The following is an 18,441-nucleotide window of genomic DNA, read 5'->3' as shown; positions in this document are numbered from 1 at the left end:
TTATGATCTGCGTAACAAGACTTTCGCAAAGTAGTTTCCTAAATTTTGAGCTATCTGTACGAGAATGATAAGTAACACGACCGTTACGAACATAACCGATGTATCAAAACGTTGATAACCATATGTCATTGCCAAGTCACCAAGACCGCCACCACCGACAAGCCCAGCAACTGCAGAAAATTCAATTAAACCAACTGTCATAAACGTGACACCTAAGATTAATGGTGCTAACGCTTCTGGTACAAGGATTTCAAAAACGATTCTAATTGGCGAGGCGCCCATTGCTTGCGCTGCTTCAATTACTCCTTTCGGAACGGAAACAAGATTTGTTTCAACCATTCTAGCAATACCAATTGATGCGACTAACGTCATCGGGAAAATTGCCGCTGCTGTTCCAATCGTCGTTCCAATAACGCTTCTTGTTAGTGGGCTTAAAGCTACTAAAAAGATAATGAATGGTACCGGACGAATTGTATTAATTATGATGTTAAGAATAGAAAAGACCCATTTATTTTCTAAAAAGTTTCCTTTTCTCGTTACATATAAAAGTAAACCTAGAGGTATACCCAGAATTGTAGCGAATATAAGTGTTACAATTACCATTAAGAGGGTATCTCCCGTCGCATCTAGTATGCGCGGCCAAAATATACTCCAATCAACTCGCATGAGCTTCTACCTCCTTCAGCTGCACTTGCAGTCTTAGATGTTGTAATGCTTTTTGAATTTCCCTCTGCTCACCTTGCAATTCTACAAGCAGATTTCCAAATAGCACATTTTGAAGTTCAATAATATTTCCGTACAGTACATTTACATCAACGTTATAGTTTTTTGCGATATATGATAGTACCGGCTGTCCTGTCTCCTCACCAGTAAATGTTAGACGATGAATTTGACCACCATTTTGAATTTTCGCTAGAACACTTTCTGGTAAATGATCATTAATAACAGAACGTACAAAGTTTTGAGTCGTCTTTGTTTTTGGTTGCGTGAAAACATCAAACAGTTTTCCTTCTTCAATAACTTTTCCCTTCTCCATTACAGCTACACGGTGACAAATTTCTTTCACAACATGCATTTCATGTGTAATAAGAAGAATTGTTAAATTGTATTCTCGATTTACTTTCTTTAATAAGTTTAGAATTTCTGTCGTCGTTTCTGGATCTAAGGCTGATGTTGCCTCATCACATATAAGAATATCTGGCGATGTCGCAAGTGCTCTAGCAATACCAACACGCTGCTTTTGTCCCCCTGATAGCTGTTCTGGATAATAGTTTGCTTTATCTTCTAACCCTACAAACCTCAGCAGTTCATTCACTCGTTCCTTTATCTCGTTCTTTGGCAATTTCGCTAACTTTAATGGATAAGCAATATTCCCAAACACTGTTCTTGAATTAAATAAATTAAAGCTTTGAAAAATCATTCCGATTCTTTGTCTTAGTTTGCGTAATTCTTTCGTCGATAATGATGTAATATCTTTATCATCTATTGAAATCGTTCCTGCCGTCGGTCTCTCTAACATATTTACTAAGCGTAATAATGTACTCTTTCCAGCTCCACTAAAACCGATAATGCCAAAAATTTCGCCTTTCTCAACTGATAATGTTACATCCTCCACCGCATGAACAGATTGCCCAGCTGATTCATACACTTTACTTACATTGTTAAAAGAAATCATTTTTCCCCCTCCTATATGCTGTAAAAACTTAAAGTAGAGCTTTCGAGGTAAAATAAAAAGTGCCCTCCTTCTTATCAACCATAAAGATAAGAAGGAGAGCACTTATATGTACTCGTTCACATCTTCTCATCTTCCAAGCCTTTATATGGCTTGCTGGAGTTAGCACGGTATTAAAAAACCCGTTGCTGAGGTATCGTAGGGCCAGTCCCTCCACCTCTCTGGATAAGAATGTATCGATTTAATTGTCGTTTAATTAATTCTCATTATAGAACTCAGAATAATAAGAGTCAATACATTTTTTAGAAAAATATTAATTATTCCTTTATTAAAATTTTCAGATGAATATTCATCTGAAAAATAGTAACTTTCAAGGTTATTTAAAATTCTTCTTCCTCATATTTTTAAACAGGAGAATCCTCTCTACAAATTGAATAAATTTATTTGAATATGAAACTCGGAGGAAGATAAATATATGAAAACAGCTCTTTTACTCGTCGATATTCAAAACGATTATTTTCCAAATGGAAAGATGGAATTGCGTAATCCAGTAGAAGCAAGCGAATATACTAATCAGTTATTACAACACTTTAGAACAAACAGCGAACCTATTTTTCATATCCAACACATAGCTATAAAAGATGACGCTACTTTTTTCCTACCTAATACAGAAGGTGTACATATTCATGAAAGCGTACGTCCACTTAGAGAAGAAACAGTTATAGTCAAACATTATCCAAATAGCTTCCGAGAAACTAATCTTCTAGAGCAATTAAAACGTTTAAATATTGAACATGTCGTTGTATGCGGGATGATGACTCATATGTGTATCGATGCAACAGTAAGGGCTGCATTCGATTTTGGCTTTCAATGTACCGTTATACATGACGCTTGTGCTACAAAAGACCTTTCTTTTAAGAACGCTACTATACCAGCTGTTTATATTCACAATACAATTTTAGCTAGTTTAAATGGCGTATATGCAAATGTAATAAGCACGCAAGAATTTTTAGCTACATAAAAAAACACTCCTTTCAGTGAGCAAAACTGAAAGGAGTGTTCCTTGTCGAACCATAGATTTTCTTTCAAATTGTATTATACAGGAAATTCTCAAAATGAATACTAAAAAATATGACTAATAAGTCAACTTTTCTCATCATTTTATTTCTGTTCACATGTTTATCACGCTATTAATAGGTTTTAGCTCATTCCCTTCGAACGACGGTAATATATAGGATTTCAATTTTAAAAGGAGCTCTTCACATTCTGTGAAGAGCTCCTCTACTATTTCTTATAAAGTTTCAGAAGTAGTTTTTGCTTGCATGTGAAGTGCTAAGTAATCAGGTCCACCAGCTTTAGAGTCTGTACCAGACATGTTAAAGCCACCGAATGGTTGGTAACCTACGATTGCACCAGTACATCCACGGTTGAAGTATAAGTTACCAACGTGGAAGTCTTCGCGTGCTTTTTCAATATGGTCACGGTTGTTAGTAATAACAGCACCTGTTAAACCGTATTCCGTATTGTTTGCAATTGCAAGTGCATGATCGAAGTCTTTCGCTTTACAGAATGCTACTACTGGTCCGAAGATTTCTTCTTTCATTAAGCGAGCATCTTCTGCAACGTCAGCAACGATTGTTGGTTGGATGAACCAGCCTTTAGAATCGTCTCCTTCGCCACCTGCTAAGATTCTACCTTCTTCTTTACCAATTGCAACATAGCTCATTACTTTATCAAATGCAGCTTGGTCATTAACAGGACCCATGTTTGTACCTAATACTGCTGGGTTAGCAACTGTTAATTCTTTCGTTAATTCAACAGCACGATTTAATACGTGATCGTATACATCTTCATGGATTACTGCACGAGAACATGCAGAACATTTTTGTCCTGAGAATCCGAATGCTGATGCAACGATAGACTTAGCTGCTAATTCAAGATCTGCTTCTTTATCAACAACGATTGTATCTTTACCGCCCATTTCAGCGATAACACGTTTTAACCAAATTTGTCCTGGGTTTACTTTCGCTGCACGCTCATAGATACGGATACCTACATCACGAGATCCCGTGAAGCTTACGAAACGTGTACGAGGATGATCTACTAAGTAGTCACCAACTTCAGAACCGTTACCTGGAACGAAGTTTACTACGCCAGCTGGTAAGCCAGCTTCTTCTAATACTTCCATAAATTTCGCTGCTACTACAGGAGTTGTACTAGCTGGTTTTAGTAATACTGTGTTACCAGAAACTAAAGCAGCTGTTGTCATACCTGCCATAATTGCGAATGGGAAGTTCCAAGGAGAAATGATAACACCTACTCCTAATGGAATGTAAGAGAAACGATTATATTCAATTGGACGGCTTTCTACTGGAATACCGTCTTTTAATTTTAACATTTGACGACCATAATATTCCATAAAGTCGATTGCTTCTGCTGTATCAGCATCTGCCTCATTCCATGGCTTACCTGCTTCTTTTACAAGAATAGCAGAGAATTCATGTTTTCTGCGACGAACGATTGCTGCAGCACGGAATAAAATGTCTGCACGCATTTCTGGCTTTGATTTTCTCCAAGTTTGGAATGTTTCATCCGCTACTTGCATTGCTTTTTCAGCTAACTCACGGCTTGCTTTTGAAACACGACCAACAAGTTCCTCTTTATTTGCAGGGTTTACAGAAACAATTTTGTCTTCTGTAGTGATTTTTTCTCCCCCAATAATTAATGGATAGTCTTGTCCAAGATAAGATTCTACTTTCTTTAAACCTTCTTCAAACGCTAATTTGTTAGCCTCCACTGAAAAATCTGTAAATGGCTCATGTTTGTATGCTACTACCATTTTTTTTAGCCTCCCCTTAGAAAAACGTTTACATTTTACAACATTATTCTACACGATAATTTAGATTTATTCAAATATTCCTAGACTTATATTTTAAAAATTAATAAATTTTTAAAATATAATAAAAAAAGAGATTCATACATGCGTATGAATCTACAAAATATGAGTATATTCCAAAACATTTTTCCCGATCAATAATATAGTAACTAATAAAAATAAAGTTCTTACATATCCAACACCTTTTTGAACCGCAAACTTCGATCCAAAATAAGCACCTAAGATCATTGATAATCCCATGATAATACCGTATTCAAAATGAATTATGTCTAAAAATAAAAAAGTAATTAAAGATACAATATTACTAACAAAGTTCAAAAGTTTTCCAGATGCTGCCGCTTGAATAAAATCCAAGCCAATTAATAAAAATGCAAAAATTAAAAACGACCCTGTCCCTGGTCCAAAAAATCCATCATAAAATCCTATCATTAAAATAGCAAAGAAAAATATTAATGTTTTTCTTTGCGTCATCTTCTTATAGGTAGACACACTTCCCCAATTCTTTTTTGCAATAATATAAATAGCAATAAATACCAACATTACAAGTACTAATGGGCGTAAAATATCCGATGGAATAAATTTTACTACTAAAGCGCCTGCAACAGCTCCAACAATAGTTAACGGGATTAACTTTCCTACAATTTTAAAATCAACTTTTCCTGATCGAATGAAATACATCGCACTCGTAAACGTCCCCATCGTTGCCGCTAATTTATTCGTTGCAATTGCCGAAGCTGGCGATAAGCCAACAAACATAAGCGCCGGAAGCGAAATTAACCCTCCTCCTCCAACAACCGAATCAATAAAAGCTGCTAAAAAACCGAATGCAATTAATAAAATAATGACTTGAAAACTTAATTCTTCCATGAGCTTTACCCCTTACCCCTATTATTTACAACATTTTAAATTATAACAAAATTGCATAAGAAAAAAAGCTGTTCCTTAGAGGAACAGCCTTCATATTTAATCTAAAATTTTCACAAGTGGTTCATCTTGTTTTGCTTCACGTATAATAATGGCTTCTGGGCGTTCTACAGATTTAATTGTTACTTGTACTTTCATATAATTCGGGAAGTATTCCATAACAAGCCCTGCCACATATTGTGTAAAACCAACTATTTCAGCTTTTCCATTAAATTGGACAGGAATATCAAGCTTCATTTCTCTTAATTCATCATCTCTATACATACCCGTACCAATAACAGCTGTATAGTCGCCTTGGAAATAATCGCTTAGTTTTGCCTTAAAGTTGGATACTCTTGCAAGATCTTCACGTTTATTATCTGTTTTCGCTTGCTCTGATGGGAACAAATAATATTTTTCATTAATTTGTTTCCAATCTTCAACCGTTTCACTACCTTTTTCAACATTTGCATAAGAAACAAAATTACCTGGCACAAGTGACGCCTTCGGAGCCTGACGATAAATTGCAAATGTGATCGGAAGGTTTTTTGTTTCAGGATCTTTTTGATGCATAAACTTCAAGACTTCTTGCGCCATTTTTTTCCCTTCAGCTAACATTTTTTCATTCGAGATTGTAGCTTCACGCGGGTAACCATGTTCTTCATTATAATAATGCACTGAATTCATTGCTAATCCAACTACAATGCCGCTACGCTCATCTTTGTCGCCGTTTTTCACATAATAATCATGCTCTAAAATATTGGAAATATATATTGGATTTTTTTTGTTTTTTTCTTCTAGTATTTCGGATCCTTCACCTAAAGCTGGATTTAATCCTATGTTTGGAAATTTAACTGCATCTTTTTTTAATGTATCTTCTAGTTCTTTCTGTTCAGCATTTGTACGCTTTCTTTTAACAAGCATTTGTACATATTGAGCCTCTAGAGTATCTCCGCCTTTAAAGAAATGATCTTTCGTACTAAATGATTCCTTCGCAATACGCATTAATCCTGTTTCAAATTCATCTATATCAAGACGATTATTTACTCCTTGCACGACTAAACCACGTGCCTTTCCACCATAAAATGGAATAGTCGTCTTATAATATTCATCCGACATAGCGTATTTTGGGACAACTGATTGTTCTTTTGCTTTCCCCGATTTCTCAGACACTTTTTCATCTTTGTCGGCACCTGCACTACACCCACTTACAAGTAGGCCAAGGCTTAATACCGCTAATGCTATTTTTTTCATGGTAAGTTTGCACCTCTTACTTATTTAGCTCTTGTAAGAACCTCTCTTCATTCCAAACCTCAACATTATGTTTCTCCGCTTGTGCTAATTTCGAACCAGCCGATTCACCTGCAACAACCAAATCTGTACTCTTACTAACACTTCCTGTTACTTTTCCACCTAATGCCTCAATCTTCTTCTTCGCTTCACTTCGTCCCATAACTTCTAGCTTACCTGTTAAAACAACCGTTTTTCCTGCGAAGTAAGATTCAACATTTTGTAAATCTGCAATTTTTATACCTTTGTATGTCATATTCACGCCATACTCTTTAAACTGCTGTAATAACTCTAATACATCTTCATTATCAAAATATGTCACAACAGATTGAGCCATTTTTTCGCCAATTTCATTAATTGCTTTTAGTTCTTCTTCTGTTGCTTTTACAAGCTCATCCATCGTTTCAAAGTGCTCTGCAAATGTACGTGCTGCTTTCGCTCCAACGTGTCGAATTCCAAGACCAAATAATAATCGCTCTAACGAGTTTTCTTTAGAATTTTCAATTGCTTGTATTAAGTTTGTTGCTGATTTTTCACCAAAACGTTCTAACTGTAATAACTGCTCTTTCGTTAATGCATATAAATCAGCAAATGTACGAATATAATCTGCATCAAAAAGTTGTGTAATGACACGTTCTCCAAGCCCATCAATATTCATTGCATTTCTTGAAACGAAATGAATTAATCCTTCGCGAATTTGAGCTGGACAAGTTGGATTTATACATCGAAGTGCTACTTCTTCTTCTAAACGAACAAGTTCACTCTCACATGCTGGGCAATGCGTTGGCATGCGGTATTCTTCTTCTTCACCAGTACGCTTATCAAAAATAACGTTCACAACTTCAGGAATAATATCTCCAGCCTTCTTCACAACAACGTAGTCACCAATTCGAATGTCTTTTTCACGAATTAAATCTTCGTTATGTAAAGAAGCACGACGAACGATCGTACCAGCAACTCTCACTGGCTCTAGCTCTGCAGTCGGTGTTACAACCCCTGTTCGGCCAACACTTAATTCAATGCCTGTTAATCTCGTTACAACTTCTTCAGCCGGGAATTTATAAGCAATCGCCCATCTTGGACTCTTCGCTGTAGTTCCTAGACTTTCTTGAAGAGCAACATCATCTACTTTTATAACGATTCCATCAATCTCATAATCAAGATGCGGACGTTTTTCTTGCCATTCTTCTACATAAGCTATAACCTCTTCGATTGTTTCACATGTACGGCGATTTGGATTTGTCTTAAATCCGAGTTCACCTAGGAAATCAAGCGATTCACTGTGCGATGGAATTGTTTTTTCTTCTACATTCGCAAGACCGTACACAAACATAGATAAGTTACGCTTCGCTGCAATTTTCGGATCAAGTTGACGTATTGAGCCTGCTGCCGCATTACGCGGATTCGCAAATACATCTTCTCCATTTTGCTCTTTTTCTTCATTTAGTTTAACAAATGAACGCTTCGGCATATAAGCTTCGCCTCGTGCTTCTAACGTTACTTCTTCATTTAAACGAAGTGGGATAGCTTTAATCGTTTTTAAATTTTGAGTAATATCTTCACCCGTTACACCATCACCACGTGTCGCCCCTTGAATGAAGCGTCCTTTTTCATAATGAAGCGAAACGGCAAGCCCGTCAATTTTTAATTCACATATATATCTTACATTCGCATCATCAATTCCTTGACGTACTCTTCTGTCGAAATCACGTAAATCTCCTTCGTTAAATGCATTTCCTAAACTTAACATTGGTGACTTATGTGTTACTTTTTCGAATATATCAAGAATAGTTCCCCCAACGCGAACGGAGGGAGAATCCTCACTCATAAACTCTGGGTTCTCTGCTTCTAATTTTATAAGCTCCTGCATATTACGGTCATATTCCGCATCAGAAACAGAAGGATTGTCTAATACGTGATATTGATAATTAAATGTATTTAACAAATCACGCAGTTCTTCTATACGTTTTTTTGCTATCTCTTTTGACATATCCTCATTCCTTTCTATTGTTTCGTCACAGGTGCAAATTTTGCTAACAAACGTTTAACACCAATCGGGCTTGGGAAGGCAATATCTAATTCTTTTGCATCACCTTCACCTTTTACACTTACAACTGTACCGATTCCCCATTTTTGGTGGGAAGCTTTATCGCCTACTGCCCAGCCAATTTGCTCACCGCCTGTCGTCTTAGCTGCAGGACGCGCGAAAGCTGAACGAGAGCGTGTTGTGGTTGTCGTTGTCATTTTACTGCTACTTGCTGTTCTGCCTTTTGCACCAAACGAATTTTCACGCTTCGGCGCTGTTTCATTTAATGATTCCACTAGTTCTGTCGGGATTTCTGTAATGAAGCGAGACGCAGCGTTCATACTTGTTCTACCAAATAAAGTACGCATTTGCGCATTAGATAAATATAGCTCTTCTTCTGCACGAGTAATACCTACATAAGCAAGACGACGTTCTTCTTGCATTTCATCCTCTTCCATAAGAGAACGAGTATGAGGGAATATCCCTTCCTCTAAACCAACAATAAAGACAACCGGGAACTCTAATCCTTTCGCTGAGTGCATCGTCATTAAGATAACTTCTTCACCAGCAGTTGGGTCTTCATCTACACGATCAATATCAGCAACAAGTGCTAAATCTGTTAAGAATGCAACAAGACTCTTATCTTCGCTTTGAGATTCAAATGTTTGCGTAACAGATAAGAACTCGTCTAAGTTTTCTAAACGACCTTCCGCTTCTAAAGAACGCTCATTTTTCAACATATCGCGATAGCCTGTTTTTTCAATAACTTCTTCTACTAATTCTGTAACAGATAAATACTCTTGCATATTTACCCAGTTGTGTAATAAACTTGCGAATTCTTTTACTGCCTTTGTAATTTTTGCACTTACTCCAACATGCTCAATCTCATCAAATACAGCAGTTAATGAAATTCCGTTTTGCACACCATAATTAATAATTTTATCAATAGAAGTCGCACCAATACCACGCTTTGGCATGTTAATAATACGTGCAAAACTAATTTCATCATCTGGATTACCGATTAAACGTAAGTACGCCAAAATATCTTTAATCTCTTTACGGTCGTAGAACTTCGTACCCCCGACAATTTTGTACGGGATGTTAGATTTAAGGAAAATCTCCTCGACCATACGAGACTGAGCATTCGTACGATATAGTACTGCAAAATCAGTGTATTTTCGTTTCCCCATTTGAAGATCGTCACGAATTTTTTTCGCAACAAAATACGCTTCGTCCTTTTCAGTTGCAGCACGATAATACGAAATTTTGCTCCCAACTTGATTGTCCGTCCATAATTTCTTCGGTTTACGATTCGTATTTTTTTCAATAACAGCATTCGCTGCATTTAAAATATTTTGTGACGAACGATAGTTTTGTTCTAACAAAATTACTTGTGCATTCTCATAATCTTTTTCGAATGACAAAATGTTAGAAATATCTGCACCACGCCAGCGATAAATAGACTGGTCAGAGTCACCTACAACGCAAAGATTTTTAAAACGCGCTGCCAAATGTTTAACAAGAAGATATTGCGCTTTATTCGTATCTTGATACTCATCAACGTGAATATATTGGAACTTACGCTGATAAAACTCCAATACTTCTGGAACACGTTCAAATAGCTGAATCGTCGTCATAATTAAATCATCAAAGTCTAATGAATTATTTTTCAAAAGACGTTTTTGATACTCTGTGTATACATCGCTCGTTAATTTTTCATATGGATCAGCCATTGTAATTTTTTTTGCATATTTATCCGCAGATAACAGTTCATTTTTCGCATTACTAATACCCGCTAAAATAGAGCGCGGCTCAAATTTCTTCGGATCAATATTGCGCTCTTTCATAATTTTTTTGACTACCGTTAACTGATCACCTGAATCTAAGATTGTAAAGTTACGATTAATGCCAATACGATCGATATCACGTCGTAAAATACGTACACACATAGAGTGGAACGTCGAAATCCAAATATCTTCTGCTTCTGGTCCCACAAGTGTATCAATACGCTCGCGCATTTCACGAGCTGCTTTATTTGTGAAGGTAATAGCTAATACATTCCATGGTGCTACACCTTTTTCACCAAGCAAATACGCAATACGGTGTGTTAACACACGTGTTTTACCACTACCTGCACCTGCCATTAATAGAAGTGGTCCATTCGTTGTTTGTACCGCTTTTTGTTGCTGTGGATTTAAACCGTTTAATAACTTATCTGTCATACTCATATACGCCTGCACCTACTCTCCTTTTACTGCTTTAACTGTTTTTAACGCCGATTTTATATCATCATAAATAATATTTCCAACAACTACTGTATCAGCATATTGTGCCATTTCTTTCGCCTGTTCTGCATTAGAAATACCGCCGCCATAGTATAACTGAGCTTGTTTCAATTCTGCTTTTACATTTTTAACAAGTTCAACTTCTCCATACGTACCGCTATATTCTAAATAAAATATCGGTAAATGTAATAACTTGTCTGCTAAACGAGCATATGCAATAACGTCATCTTCTGTTAAATCACATTTCGCATCTGTAAGCTGGGCTACTTTCGCTTCTGGATTTAAAACACAATACCCTTCCATAAAAATTTCGTCCCAGTCCATAATATCCCCAAATTCTTTCAATGCCTCATGATGAACACCTGTTACCCATTCTACTTTTCGGCTATTTAACACACTTGGGATGTAATAAAAATCAAATCCTGGTGTAATTGCTTCTACATCAGAGACCTCTAATACACAAGGAACAGCATATCTACGAATGCTAACTAGCATGTGTAATACGTTATCAATTGTAACCCCATCACTTCCGCCTACAATAACCGCATCAGTTCCAGACTCACAAATCATTTCTAAATGTTCATCGCTTAACTCCTTATTTGGATCAAGCTTAAATACATGTTTCCATCCGGAAATATCGTACATGAAAACACCCTTCCTTTTCTCTAGTTATATCTATAGTTCTGTTTAAAATAACAGTTAGTTTTCATCTTGTTTTTTAAATATTTTTCAAAAAGAATGATTTAATTTCATCTTCTTTTTATGCATTCTTTCATTATAACAAAAAAAGCTACTGACACACACGCCCATTCCAACATCTTTTTCAACGTCAAATGTTGGATTACATATCCCCAAAATCACACGGGATACTAATAAGAGAAGTAGTATTTACTATTTCAATTTTCATAAAAAGGAGTGTTTTTCTAATGAAGCAAAACATCGGGACAATAAACGCTCTAATTCGAATTACACTTGGGCTTGTCCTCTTCGGATGTAGTGCAACTAAACTTGTACGCAAGCCATGGTGCACTTGGTCTAACATTTTTCTATGGATTGGTGCAATGAAAGTTGCAGAGGGAATTGTTCGCTTCTGCCCTATTGTTGAAGCGTGGAAGTTTGGAAAATACATGAATATGGGTGCATTTAAAATGCCTAGCATGAATTTTACTGAAAAAGGACATGCTAAAGAAGAAGTGAATCAAACTTCCTCTCATGACAAGCCAAAGTCAAAAGGAAGTTATGACGCTTCTGACAAAGAGATTGAGTCAGCGATTGAAGAAATAATCCTGGCAAAACCGCTTTGAATCATTTGTCACGATGCAAGATGCTCTCAAAGGGACTTAGCTGCTGCAGTGGGCGGTTAAGTCTTCTTTATTTTACCATAAAAACAGAACGTATATTCCCTTTTTAAACTTAAAATGTATATAAAAGATATCAATCAATAAAATTCAGAAAATTAGGTGCATACCTCTTGCTTAAAATGATATAAAAGTGATATCATTTTTATATCAGGAGGCGATCATATGAAAGAAAAACAAGTATTTTATGTAAATGGTTTTCTCGGTATTATTGGAATTTTGATTTTAGCGGCTATCGGTGTATTTTTCCTTGCACAAGAAATTTTTATAGGAGCAGCACTAACTATTGTATTAGCCGCAATTCTCGCTACGGGTATCGGGATTGTTCAACCAAATCAAGCGAAAGTTATTACGTTCTTTGGTAATTATTTAGGAACAATTCGTCAAAACGGTTTATTTTTAACGATTCCATTCGCATTCCGTCAAACTGTATCTTTACGTGTTGAAAACTTTAATAGTAAGAAATTAAAAGTAAACGATGTTGAGGGAAATCCGATTGAAATTGCAGCTGTTATCGTATATAAAGTAGTTGATTCTGCAAAAGCAATGTTCGGTGTTGAACATTACGATCGATTTGTAGAAATTCAAAGCGAAACGGCAATCCGCCACGTCGCAACAAAATATCCATATGACAATTTCCAAGATGAAACTTGCATTACGTTACGCGGAAATACTGAAGAAATCTCTGAAGAATTAAAACGTGAGTTAGAGGCACGTCTTGAAATTGCTGGTGTAGAAGTATTGGAAACTCGTTTAACGCATTTAGCTTACGCAACAGAAATTGCCCATGCAATGCTACAACGTCAACAAGCAAAAGCAGTATTAGCTGCTAGAAAAGAAATTGTTGAAGGTGCTGTGAAGATGGCCAAAGATTCAATCCATATGTTAGATGAAGAAGGCGTACTGGAACTCGATGACGAGCGTAAAGCAAATATGGTAAACAACTTATTAGTTGCCATCGTTTCAGATAAAGGTGCGCAACCGGTTATTAATACAGGAAGCCTATACTAAGGGCTATAAGTAATTATGGCTAAAAAGAAAAGCTTTCCATTACGTATTGATCCTGAATTACACGCAGTCATCGAAAAATGGGCAAATGATGAGTTTCGTAGCGTCAATGCACACATCGAGTATTTACTTCGAGAAATGGCAAAGCAAAAAGGGAAATTAAAAAAAGATAAAGATGCATAAAAAATCCCGCTGATTCCTCAGCGGGATTTTTACATATTAACTTCTCGTCATCTTATGCTCAATTGCACGATATCCTATATCACTTCGATAAAATAGACCATCACTCTCAATTTTGCCGATTTCTTTATACACCTTATCTTTCGCTGCTTGTAAACTGTCCGCCTTACAAGCAACAAATAGTACACGGCCGCCATTTGTTACAAAGTCACCATGCTTCATGGCTGTACCTGAATGGAAAACAATTACATCTTCCAGTGTATCTAATCCTTTAATAATGTCACCTTTTTTATATGCTTCCGGATATCCTTTCGAAGCAAGTACAACACCAATTACCGCTTCCTCTGACCACTGTAACGTTAATTCACTTTCATCTAATACCGCGTTACATACATCAACTAAATCATTTTCTAAGCGAGGTAATACTACTTCCGTTTCAGGATCACCAAAGCGTGCATTAAATTCAATTACCTTCGGGCCATCATTTGTTAAAATAAGTCCCGCATATAAAATTCCTGTAAACGAACGGTTTTCTGCAATCATTGCCTTGGCAGTTGGATGTAATACCATTTTTATTGCCTCTTGAACTGCTGATTCTGGAATTTGTGGTACTGGAGAATACGCACCCATTCCGCCTGTATTTGGACCTTTATCACCATCAAAAGCTCGTTTATGATCTTGCGCAATTCCCATCGGATGCACAGTTGTTCCATTTACAAATGCCATTAATGAAAATTCTTGTCCATCTAAAAACTCTTCAATAACGACCTTCTTGCTCGCTTCGCCAAACTTCACATATTGTAGCATCTCTTTCACAGCTTGTAATGCCTCTTCAAGCGTCATTGCTACCGTTACACCTTTACCAGCAGCTAGGCCGTCAGCTTTAATAACGATTGGCGCACCAACTTTTTGAATATACTGTACTGCTTCTTCATAGTCTGTAAAAGTTTCATATGCCGCAGTTGGAATATCATATTTTTTCATCAATTCTTTTGTGAAAGCCTTACTACCTTCAATAACAGCAGCCGCTTTATTTGGGCCAAACACACGAAGTCCCTCTTCTTTAAAGCGATCAACAATTCCATTCATAAGTGGAATTTCTGGTCCAACGAAAGTTAATTCAACCTTATTCTCTTTAGCAAATAAAACTAATGCATCAAAATCATTTTCATCAATATCAACTGGTGTTGCAACATCGCGCATACCTTCATTACCTGGTGCTACATACACCTTTTCTACTTTTTCAGATTGTGCAAACTTCCAAGCTAAAGCATGCTCACGCCCACCACGGCCAATTACTAAAACATTCATATTTCATCCCCCAATAATTAAATAAGTACAAACTAGAAGCTATGCTCCTAGTTTGCTTTCTCATATCAATAAAAGTTTAAAAGGAGGATCGAGAGAACCGAGCTGGTCTAGGCGCATTTGCCAGGAGGACACGGAGTGTAGCTTTCCTACATGAGTACCGCACTGGCATTGCAACGACGACTTGCGAAGGTTATCTCGACCGGACCTTTTAAACATCCTCTATTAGTGTTTGAAATGACGTACGCCAGTGAACACCATAGCAATCCCATACGTATCCGCCACTTTAATAGAATCTTCATCACGGATTGATCCGCCCGGTTGAATGATTGCTGTAATTCCTGCTTTTGCTGCTTCTTCTAATGTATCTGGCATTGGGAAGAAAGCATCAGATGCAAGTGCGCTACCTTGTGCTTTTTCACCAGCTTGTGTAATTGCGATTTTTGCAGAACCTACACGGTTCATCTGCCCTGCACCGACACCAATTGTCATATCATCTTTCGCTAAAACAATTGCATTTGATTTCACATGCTTTACAACTTTCCAAGCTAGTTTTAAATCTTTCCATTCTTGCTCTGAAGGTTCACGTTTCGTTGGAATTGAAATTGTACTTTCATCTAATGATAACGTATCTTCCTCTTGAACGAGAAGCCCACCTTGTACAGAAGTTAGTTTTTTGCTTGCACTTGTCGCTTTTTCAATATTTACAGTTAGTAGACGTAAGTTTTTCTTACTTTGCAATACTTCTAAAGCTTCTTTTGAGAAAGAAGGTGCAATAATGATTTCTAAGAAAATTTCGTGTAACTTTTCTGCTGTAGCTTTATCAATTTCACGATTTGCTGCAATAATACCGCCGAAGATTGATACTGGATCTGCTTCATAAGCACGAGTATATGCTTCGTGAATATCAGTTCCTACTCCAACACCACATGGATTCATATGTTTTACTGCTACTACTGCTGGTTCTGTAAATTCTTTTACGATGCTGAGCGCTGCGTCTGCATCATTAATATTGTTATACGATAATTCTTTACCGTGTAATTGTTCTGCGTATGCAACAGAAGAAGTTGCTGCGAATGGCGCTTTATAGAAAGTTGCCTTTTGATGTGGGTTCTCGCCATAACGTAAGTCTTGCTTTTTCTCGAATGTCACAGTTAATGTTTCTGGACTTTCTTCACCCATTTGCTCTGTTAAATAGTTAGAAATTAGCGCATCATATGCTGCTGTATGACGGAATACTTTCGCTGCTAGTTTACGTTTCGTTTCATCCATTACTTCGCCGTTCTCTTTTAGTTCTGCTAATACAACATCATAATCTACTGGATCTACAATTACAGATACGAATTGATGATTTTTCGCAGCAGAGCGAATCATTGTCGGGCCACCGATATCAATATTTTCAATTGCATCAGCAAATGTTACATCAGGCTTAGCGATTGTTTCTTTAAATGGGTATAAGTTAACAACAACAAAGTCAATTGGCTGAATACCTAATTCATTCATTTGTATTACGTGTGTTTCATTATCACGAACTGCTAATAGACCACCATGAATATTTGGATGTAATGTTTTCACACGGCCATCCATAATTTCAGGGAAACCAGTTACTTCAGAAATACCAATTACTTGTAAGCCGTTTGCTTCTAGTAACTTTTTCGTACCACCTGTTGAAATAACTTCAATCCCTTGTTCTAGTAACCCTTTAACAAATTCTACTACTCCTGTTTTATCTGAAACACTTACTAATGCACGCTTTTTCATTTATCTTTCACCCCTGGTTGTATGTTAGTTAACAGTTGATTCTTTCACAGACTGAACAATTTGATTCACTGTATTTACGTATAATTTATGCTCAACTTGTTGAATTTTATTTTGTAAGCTTTCTCTCGTATCCCCTTCAGAAACAACTACTGCTTCTTGCGCAATAATTGGCCCTGTATCCATACCTGCATCTACATAATGAATCGTTACTCCAGTTACTTTCACACCTGCTTCTAATGCTTGACCGACAGCATCTTTACCCGGAAAGCTCGGTAGTAATGATGGATGAATATTAATAATCTTCCCGCCGTATGCTTCTAGTAACGTCGGCCCAATTAAACGCATATATCCAGCTAAAATAACATAGTCAATTTCATATTCTTCTAGCTTCTTTAATATCTCTTTTTCAAACGCTTCTTTTGACTCATATGCTTTCGCTGAAAAAGCAAAATACGGAATATGATGATAATGTGCCCGACCAACAGCGCGTGCTTCTGGTTTATCACATACTAATAAACTAATTTCTGCATCCAATCTTTTTTCTTCTACCGCATTAACGAGAGATTGAAAGTTAGATCCGCTTCCAGAAGCAAAAACCGCTAATCTACTCATAGTGCTGTGCCCCCATTAAAAGTAACACCAGCTCCTTGTATAGTACGTCCAATAATACGAGCCGTTTCTCCTTGTTCTTCAAGAAGACGAACAACATCTTTTGCATCTTCTTCCTTTACTGCCACTACCATACCAATACCCATGTTAAAAATATTGAACATGTCTTTCTCTTCCAGGTTTCCAACTTCTTGAAGCAAACTAAAGATCGGCTGAATTTTCCAAGATCCTAGTTCAATCTCAGCACCGATTCCTTCTGGCAACATGCGTGGAATATTTTCAATAAATCCGCCACCTGTAATATGCGCCATACCGTATACTTCATGTTTCTTCAATAGTTCTAAAATAGGTTTGACATAAATTTTCGTTGGTTTTAATAATTCTTCACCAAGAGGTAGCTCTAAGCGACCATAAATACGCTCTAAAGATAGTTCTCCATCTTCTAGTAACACTTTTCGTACTAAAGAGTAACCATTGCTATGAATACCGCTAGATGCTAAGCCAATTAACACGTGACCAGCTTCAATTTTTTCACCTGTTATAATTTTCTTCTTATCAACAATCCCAACTGTAAAACCAGCTAAATCATATTCTTCCGTAGAATACATTCCTGGCATTTCAGCTGTTTCTCCACCGATTAATGCACAACCAGCTTGGCGACAGCCCTCTGATATACCTTTGACGATGTTTTCAATTTTACTAGGTTCAGCTTTACCACAAGCAATATAATCAAGGAAGAAAAGCGGCTCTGCTCCTTGGACAACAATATCATTTACACACATTGCTACTGCATCAATACCAATTGTGTCATGTTTATCTGCCATAAAAGCGAGCATCAATTTCGTTCCCACGCCATCTGTTCCAGATACTAATACAGGTTCTTCTAATGCAAATTTTGATAGATCAAACATACCTCCAAAACCGCCTAAACCGCCTAGTACTTCTTTTCTCATAGTTGTTTGTACGTGTTTTTTCATGCGAGATACCGCTTCATATCCAGCTTCAATATCTACTCCTGCTTGCTTATATGCATTCGCCATCGTTATTTACACCTCGTCTTTTAATTTCTCCCCATCCAGGGCGGGCTATTTTAAGAAAGGAGCTAGCTTCTACATCAAAAGAAGTAGAAGCTTTTTTCACTTTTC

The 18,441-nt window shown here is 36.9% G+C and carries 15 protein-coding genes, 1 pseudogene and 1 riboswitch; of the genes and pseudogenes, 4 read left to right on the top strand and 12 right to left on the bottom strand.

All coding sequences use genetic code 11. The features are described from left to right. Together BCG9842_RS01690 and BCG9842_RS01685 are read right to left on the bottom strand one after the other, a co-directional pair. Complete coding sequence (locus BCG9842_RS01690) at positions 1-666, bottom strand: methionine ABC transporter permease (protein ID WP_001261865.1); 666 nt, start codon at positions 664-666, stop codon at positions 1-3. Next, the gene (locus tag BCG9842_RS01685) at positions 656-1,675 is read right to left on the bottom strand and encodes a methionine ABC transporter ATP-binding protein (protein ID WP_000622966.1); all 1,020 of its coding nucleotides are present in this window, start codon (positions 1,673-1,675) and stop codon (positions 656-658) included. The genes BCG9842_RS01690 and BCG9842_RS01685 overlap by 11 nt, the downstream gene beginning before the upstream one ends. Before the next feature lie 123 nt (positions 1,676-1,798). Next, a riboswitch (SAM riboswitch) is annotated at positions 1,799-1,904 on the bottom strand. A gap of 243 nt (positions 1,905-2,147) precedes the next feature. On the opposite strand from BCG9842_RS01685, the pseudogene BCG9842_RS01680 reads away from it, so the two are divergent. Next, positions 2,148-2,713: pseudogene (locus tag BCG9842_RS01680) on the top strand (cysteine hydrolase family protein). A 250-nt stretch (positions 2,714-2,963) separates the two neighbouring features. Here BCG9842_RS01680 and pruA read toward each other — a convergent pair. The 6 genes from pruA to BCG9842_RS01650 all read right to left on the bottom strand — a co-directional run bounded on the left by pruA (position 2,964) and on the right by BCG9842_RS01650 (position 11,717). Next, a complete protein-coding gene (gene pruA, locus BCG9842_RS01675) occupies positions 2,964-4,511 on the bottom strand; it encodes an L-glutamate gamma-semialdehyde dehydrogenase (RefSeq protein ID WP_000259555.1) in 1,548 nt (515 codons plus the stop codon). A 153-nt stretch (positions 4,512-4,664) separates the two neighbouring features. Then, the gene (locus BCG9842_RS01670; protein ID WP_000391975.1) at positions 4,665-5,435 is read right to left on the bottom strand and encodes a TSUP family transporter; all 771 of its coding nucleotides are present in this window, start codon (positions 5,433-5,435) and stop codon (positions 4,665-4,667) included. A 96-nt stretch (positions 5,436-5,531) separates the two neighbouring features. Next, complete coding sequence (locus BCG9842_RS01665; protein ID WP_000717037.1) at positions 5,532-6,725, bottom strand: CamS family sex pheromone protein; 1,194 nt, start codon at positions 6,723-6,725, stop codon at positions 5,532-5,534. A gap of 16 nt (positions 6,726-6,741) precedes the next feature. After that, positions 6,742-8,751 (bottom strand): NAD-dependent DNA ligase LigA, encoded by a 2,010-nt coding sequence (gene ligA / locus BCG9842_RS01660; protein WP_000031434.1) that lies wholly within the window; start codon positions 8,749-8,751, stop codon positions 6,742-6,744. Between the two features lie 14 nt (positions 8,752-8,765). Then, positions 8,766-11,015 carry a DNA helicase PcrA gene (gene pcrA, locus BCG9842_RS01655; protein ID WP_003309016.1) on the bottom strand — a complete coding sequence of 750 codons (2,250 nt, stop codon included), beginning with the start codon at positions 11,013-11,015 and terminating at the stop codon, positions 8,766-8,768. A 12-nt stretch (positions 11,016-11,027) separates the two neighbouring features. Then, positions 11,028-11,717, bottom strand: coding sequence for a heptaprenylglyceryl phosphate synthase (locus BCG9842_RS01650; protein WP_000272085.1), 690 nt, complete (start codon positions 11,715-11,717; stop codon positions 11,028-11,030). Positions 11,718-11,998: 281 nt separating this feature from the next. On the opposite strand from BCG9842_RS01650, the gene BCG9842_RS01645 reads away from it, so the two are divergent. The 3 genes from BCG9842_RS01645 to BCG9842_RS01635 all read left to right on the top strand — a co-directional run bounded on the left by BCG9842_RS01645 (position 11,999) and on the right by BCG9842_RS01635 (position 13,621). Continuing rightward, positions 11,999-12,376, top strand: coding sequence for a YgaP family membrane protein (locus tag BCG9842_RS01645; protein ID WP_000812342.1), 378 nt, complete (start codon positions 11,999-12,001; stop codon positions 12,374-12,376). Positions 12,377-12,595: 219 nt separating this feature from the next. Next, positions 12,596-13,441 carry an SPFH domain-containing protein gene (locus BCG9842_RS01640; protein WP_000660674.1) on the top strand — a complete coding sequence of 282 codons (846 nt, stop codon included), beginning with the start codon at positions 12,596-12,598 and terminating at the stop codon, positions 13,439-13,441. A 15-nt stretch (positions 13,442-13,456) separates the two neighbouring features. Further along, on the top strand, positions 13,457-13,621 hold the full coding sequence (locus BCG9842_RS01635; RefSeq protein WP_001085171.1) for a toxin-antitoxin system HicB family antitoxin: 165 nt from the start codon (positions 13,457-13,459) through the stop codon (positions 13,619-13,621). A 36-nt stretch (positions 13,622-13,657) separates the two neighbouring features. Here the strand turns inward: BCG9842_RS01635 and purD are convergent, their stop codons facing one another. The 4 genes from purD to purM form a co-directional block, all read right to left on the bottom strand. After that, a complete protein-coding gene (gene purD, locus BCG9842_RS01630) occupies positions 13,658-14,929 on the bottom strand; it encodes a phosphoribosylamine--glycine ligase (RefSeq protein ID WP_001101960.1) in 1,272 nt (423 codons plus the stop codon). 222 nt (positions 14,930-15,151) lie between these two features. After that, the gene (gene purH / locus BCG9842_RS01625) at positions 15,152-16,687 is read right to left on the bottom strand and encodes a bifunctional phosphoribosylaminoimidazolecarboxamide formyltransferase/IMP cyclohydrolase (RefSeq protein ID WP_000745398.1); all 1,536 of its coding nucleotides are present in this window, start codon (positions 16,685-16,687) and stop codon (positions 15,152-15,154) included. A gap of 24 nt (positions 16,688-16,711) precedes the next feature. Next, positions 16,712-17,299: a phosphoribosylglycinamide formyltransferase gene (purN, locus tag BCG9842_RS01620; protein ID WP_000088586.1), complete on the bottom strand. Its 588-nt coding sequence runs from the start codon at positions 17,297-17,299 to the stop codon at positions 16,712-16,714. Beyond that, positions 17,296-18,336 carry a phosphoribosylformylglycinamidine cyclo-ligase gene (purM, locus tag BCG9842_RS01615; protein ID WP_001262424.1) on the bottom strand — a complete coding sequence of 347 codons (1,041 nt, stop codon included), beginning with the start codon at positions 18,334-18,336 and terminating at the stop codon, positions 17,296-17,298. Before purM ends, purN begins: the two co-directional genes overlap by 4 nt. Positions 18,337-18,441: the final 105 nt, after the last annotated feature.

Source organism: Bacillus cereus G9842 (assembly GCF_000021305.1).
In the GTDB taxonomy this organism is placed as follows: Bacteria; Bacillota; Bacilli; order Bacillales; family Bacillaceae_G; genus Bacillus_A; species Bacillus_A thuringiensis_S.
This window is presented reverse-complemented; position numbering and strand designations above follow the sequence as displayed.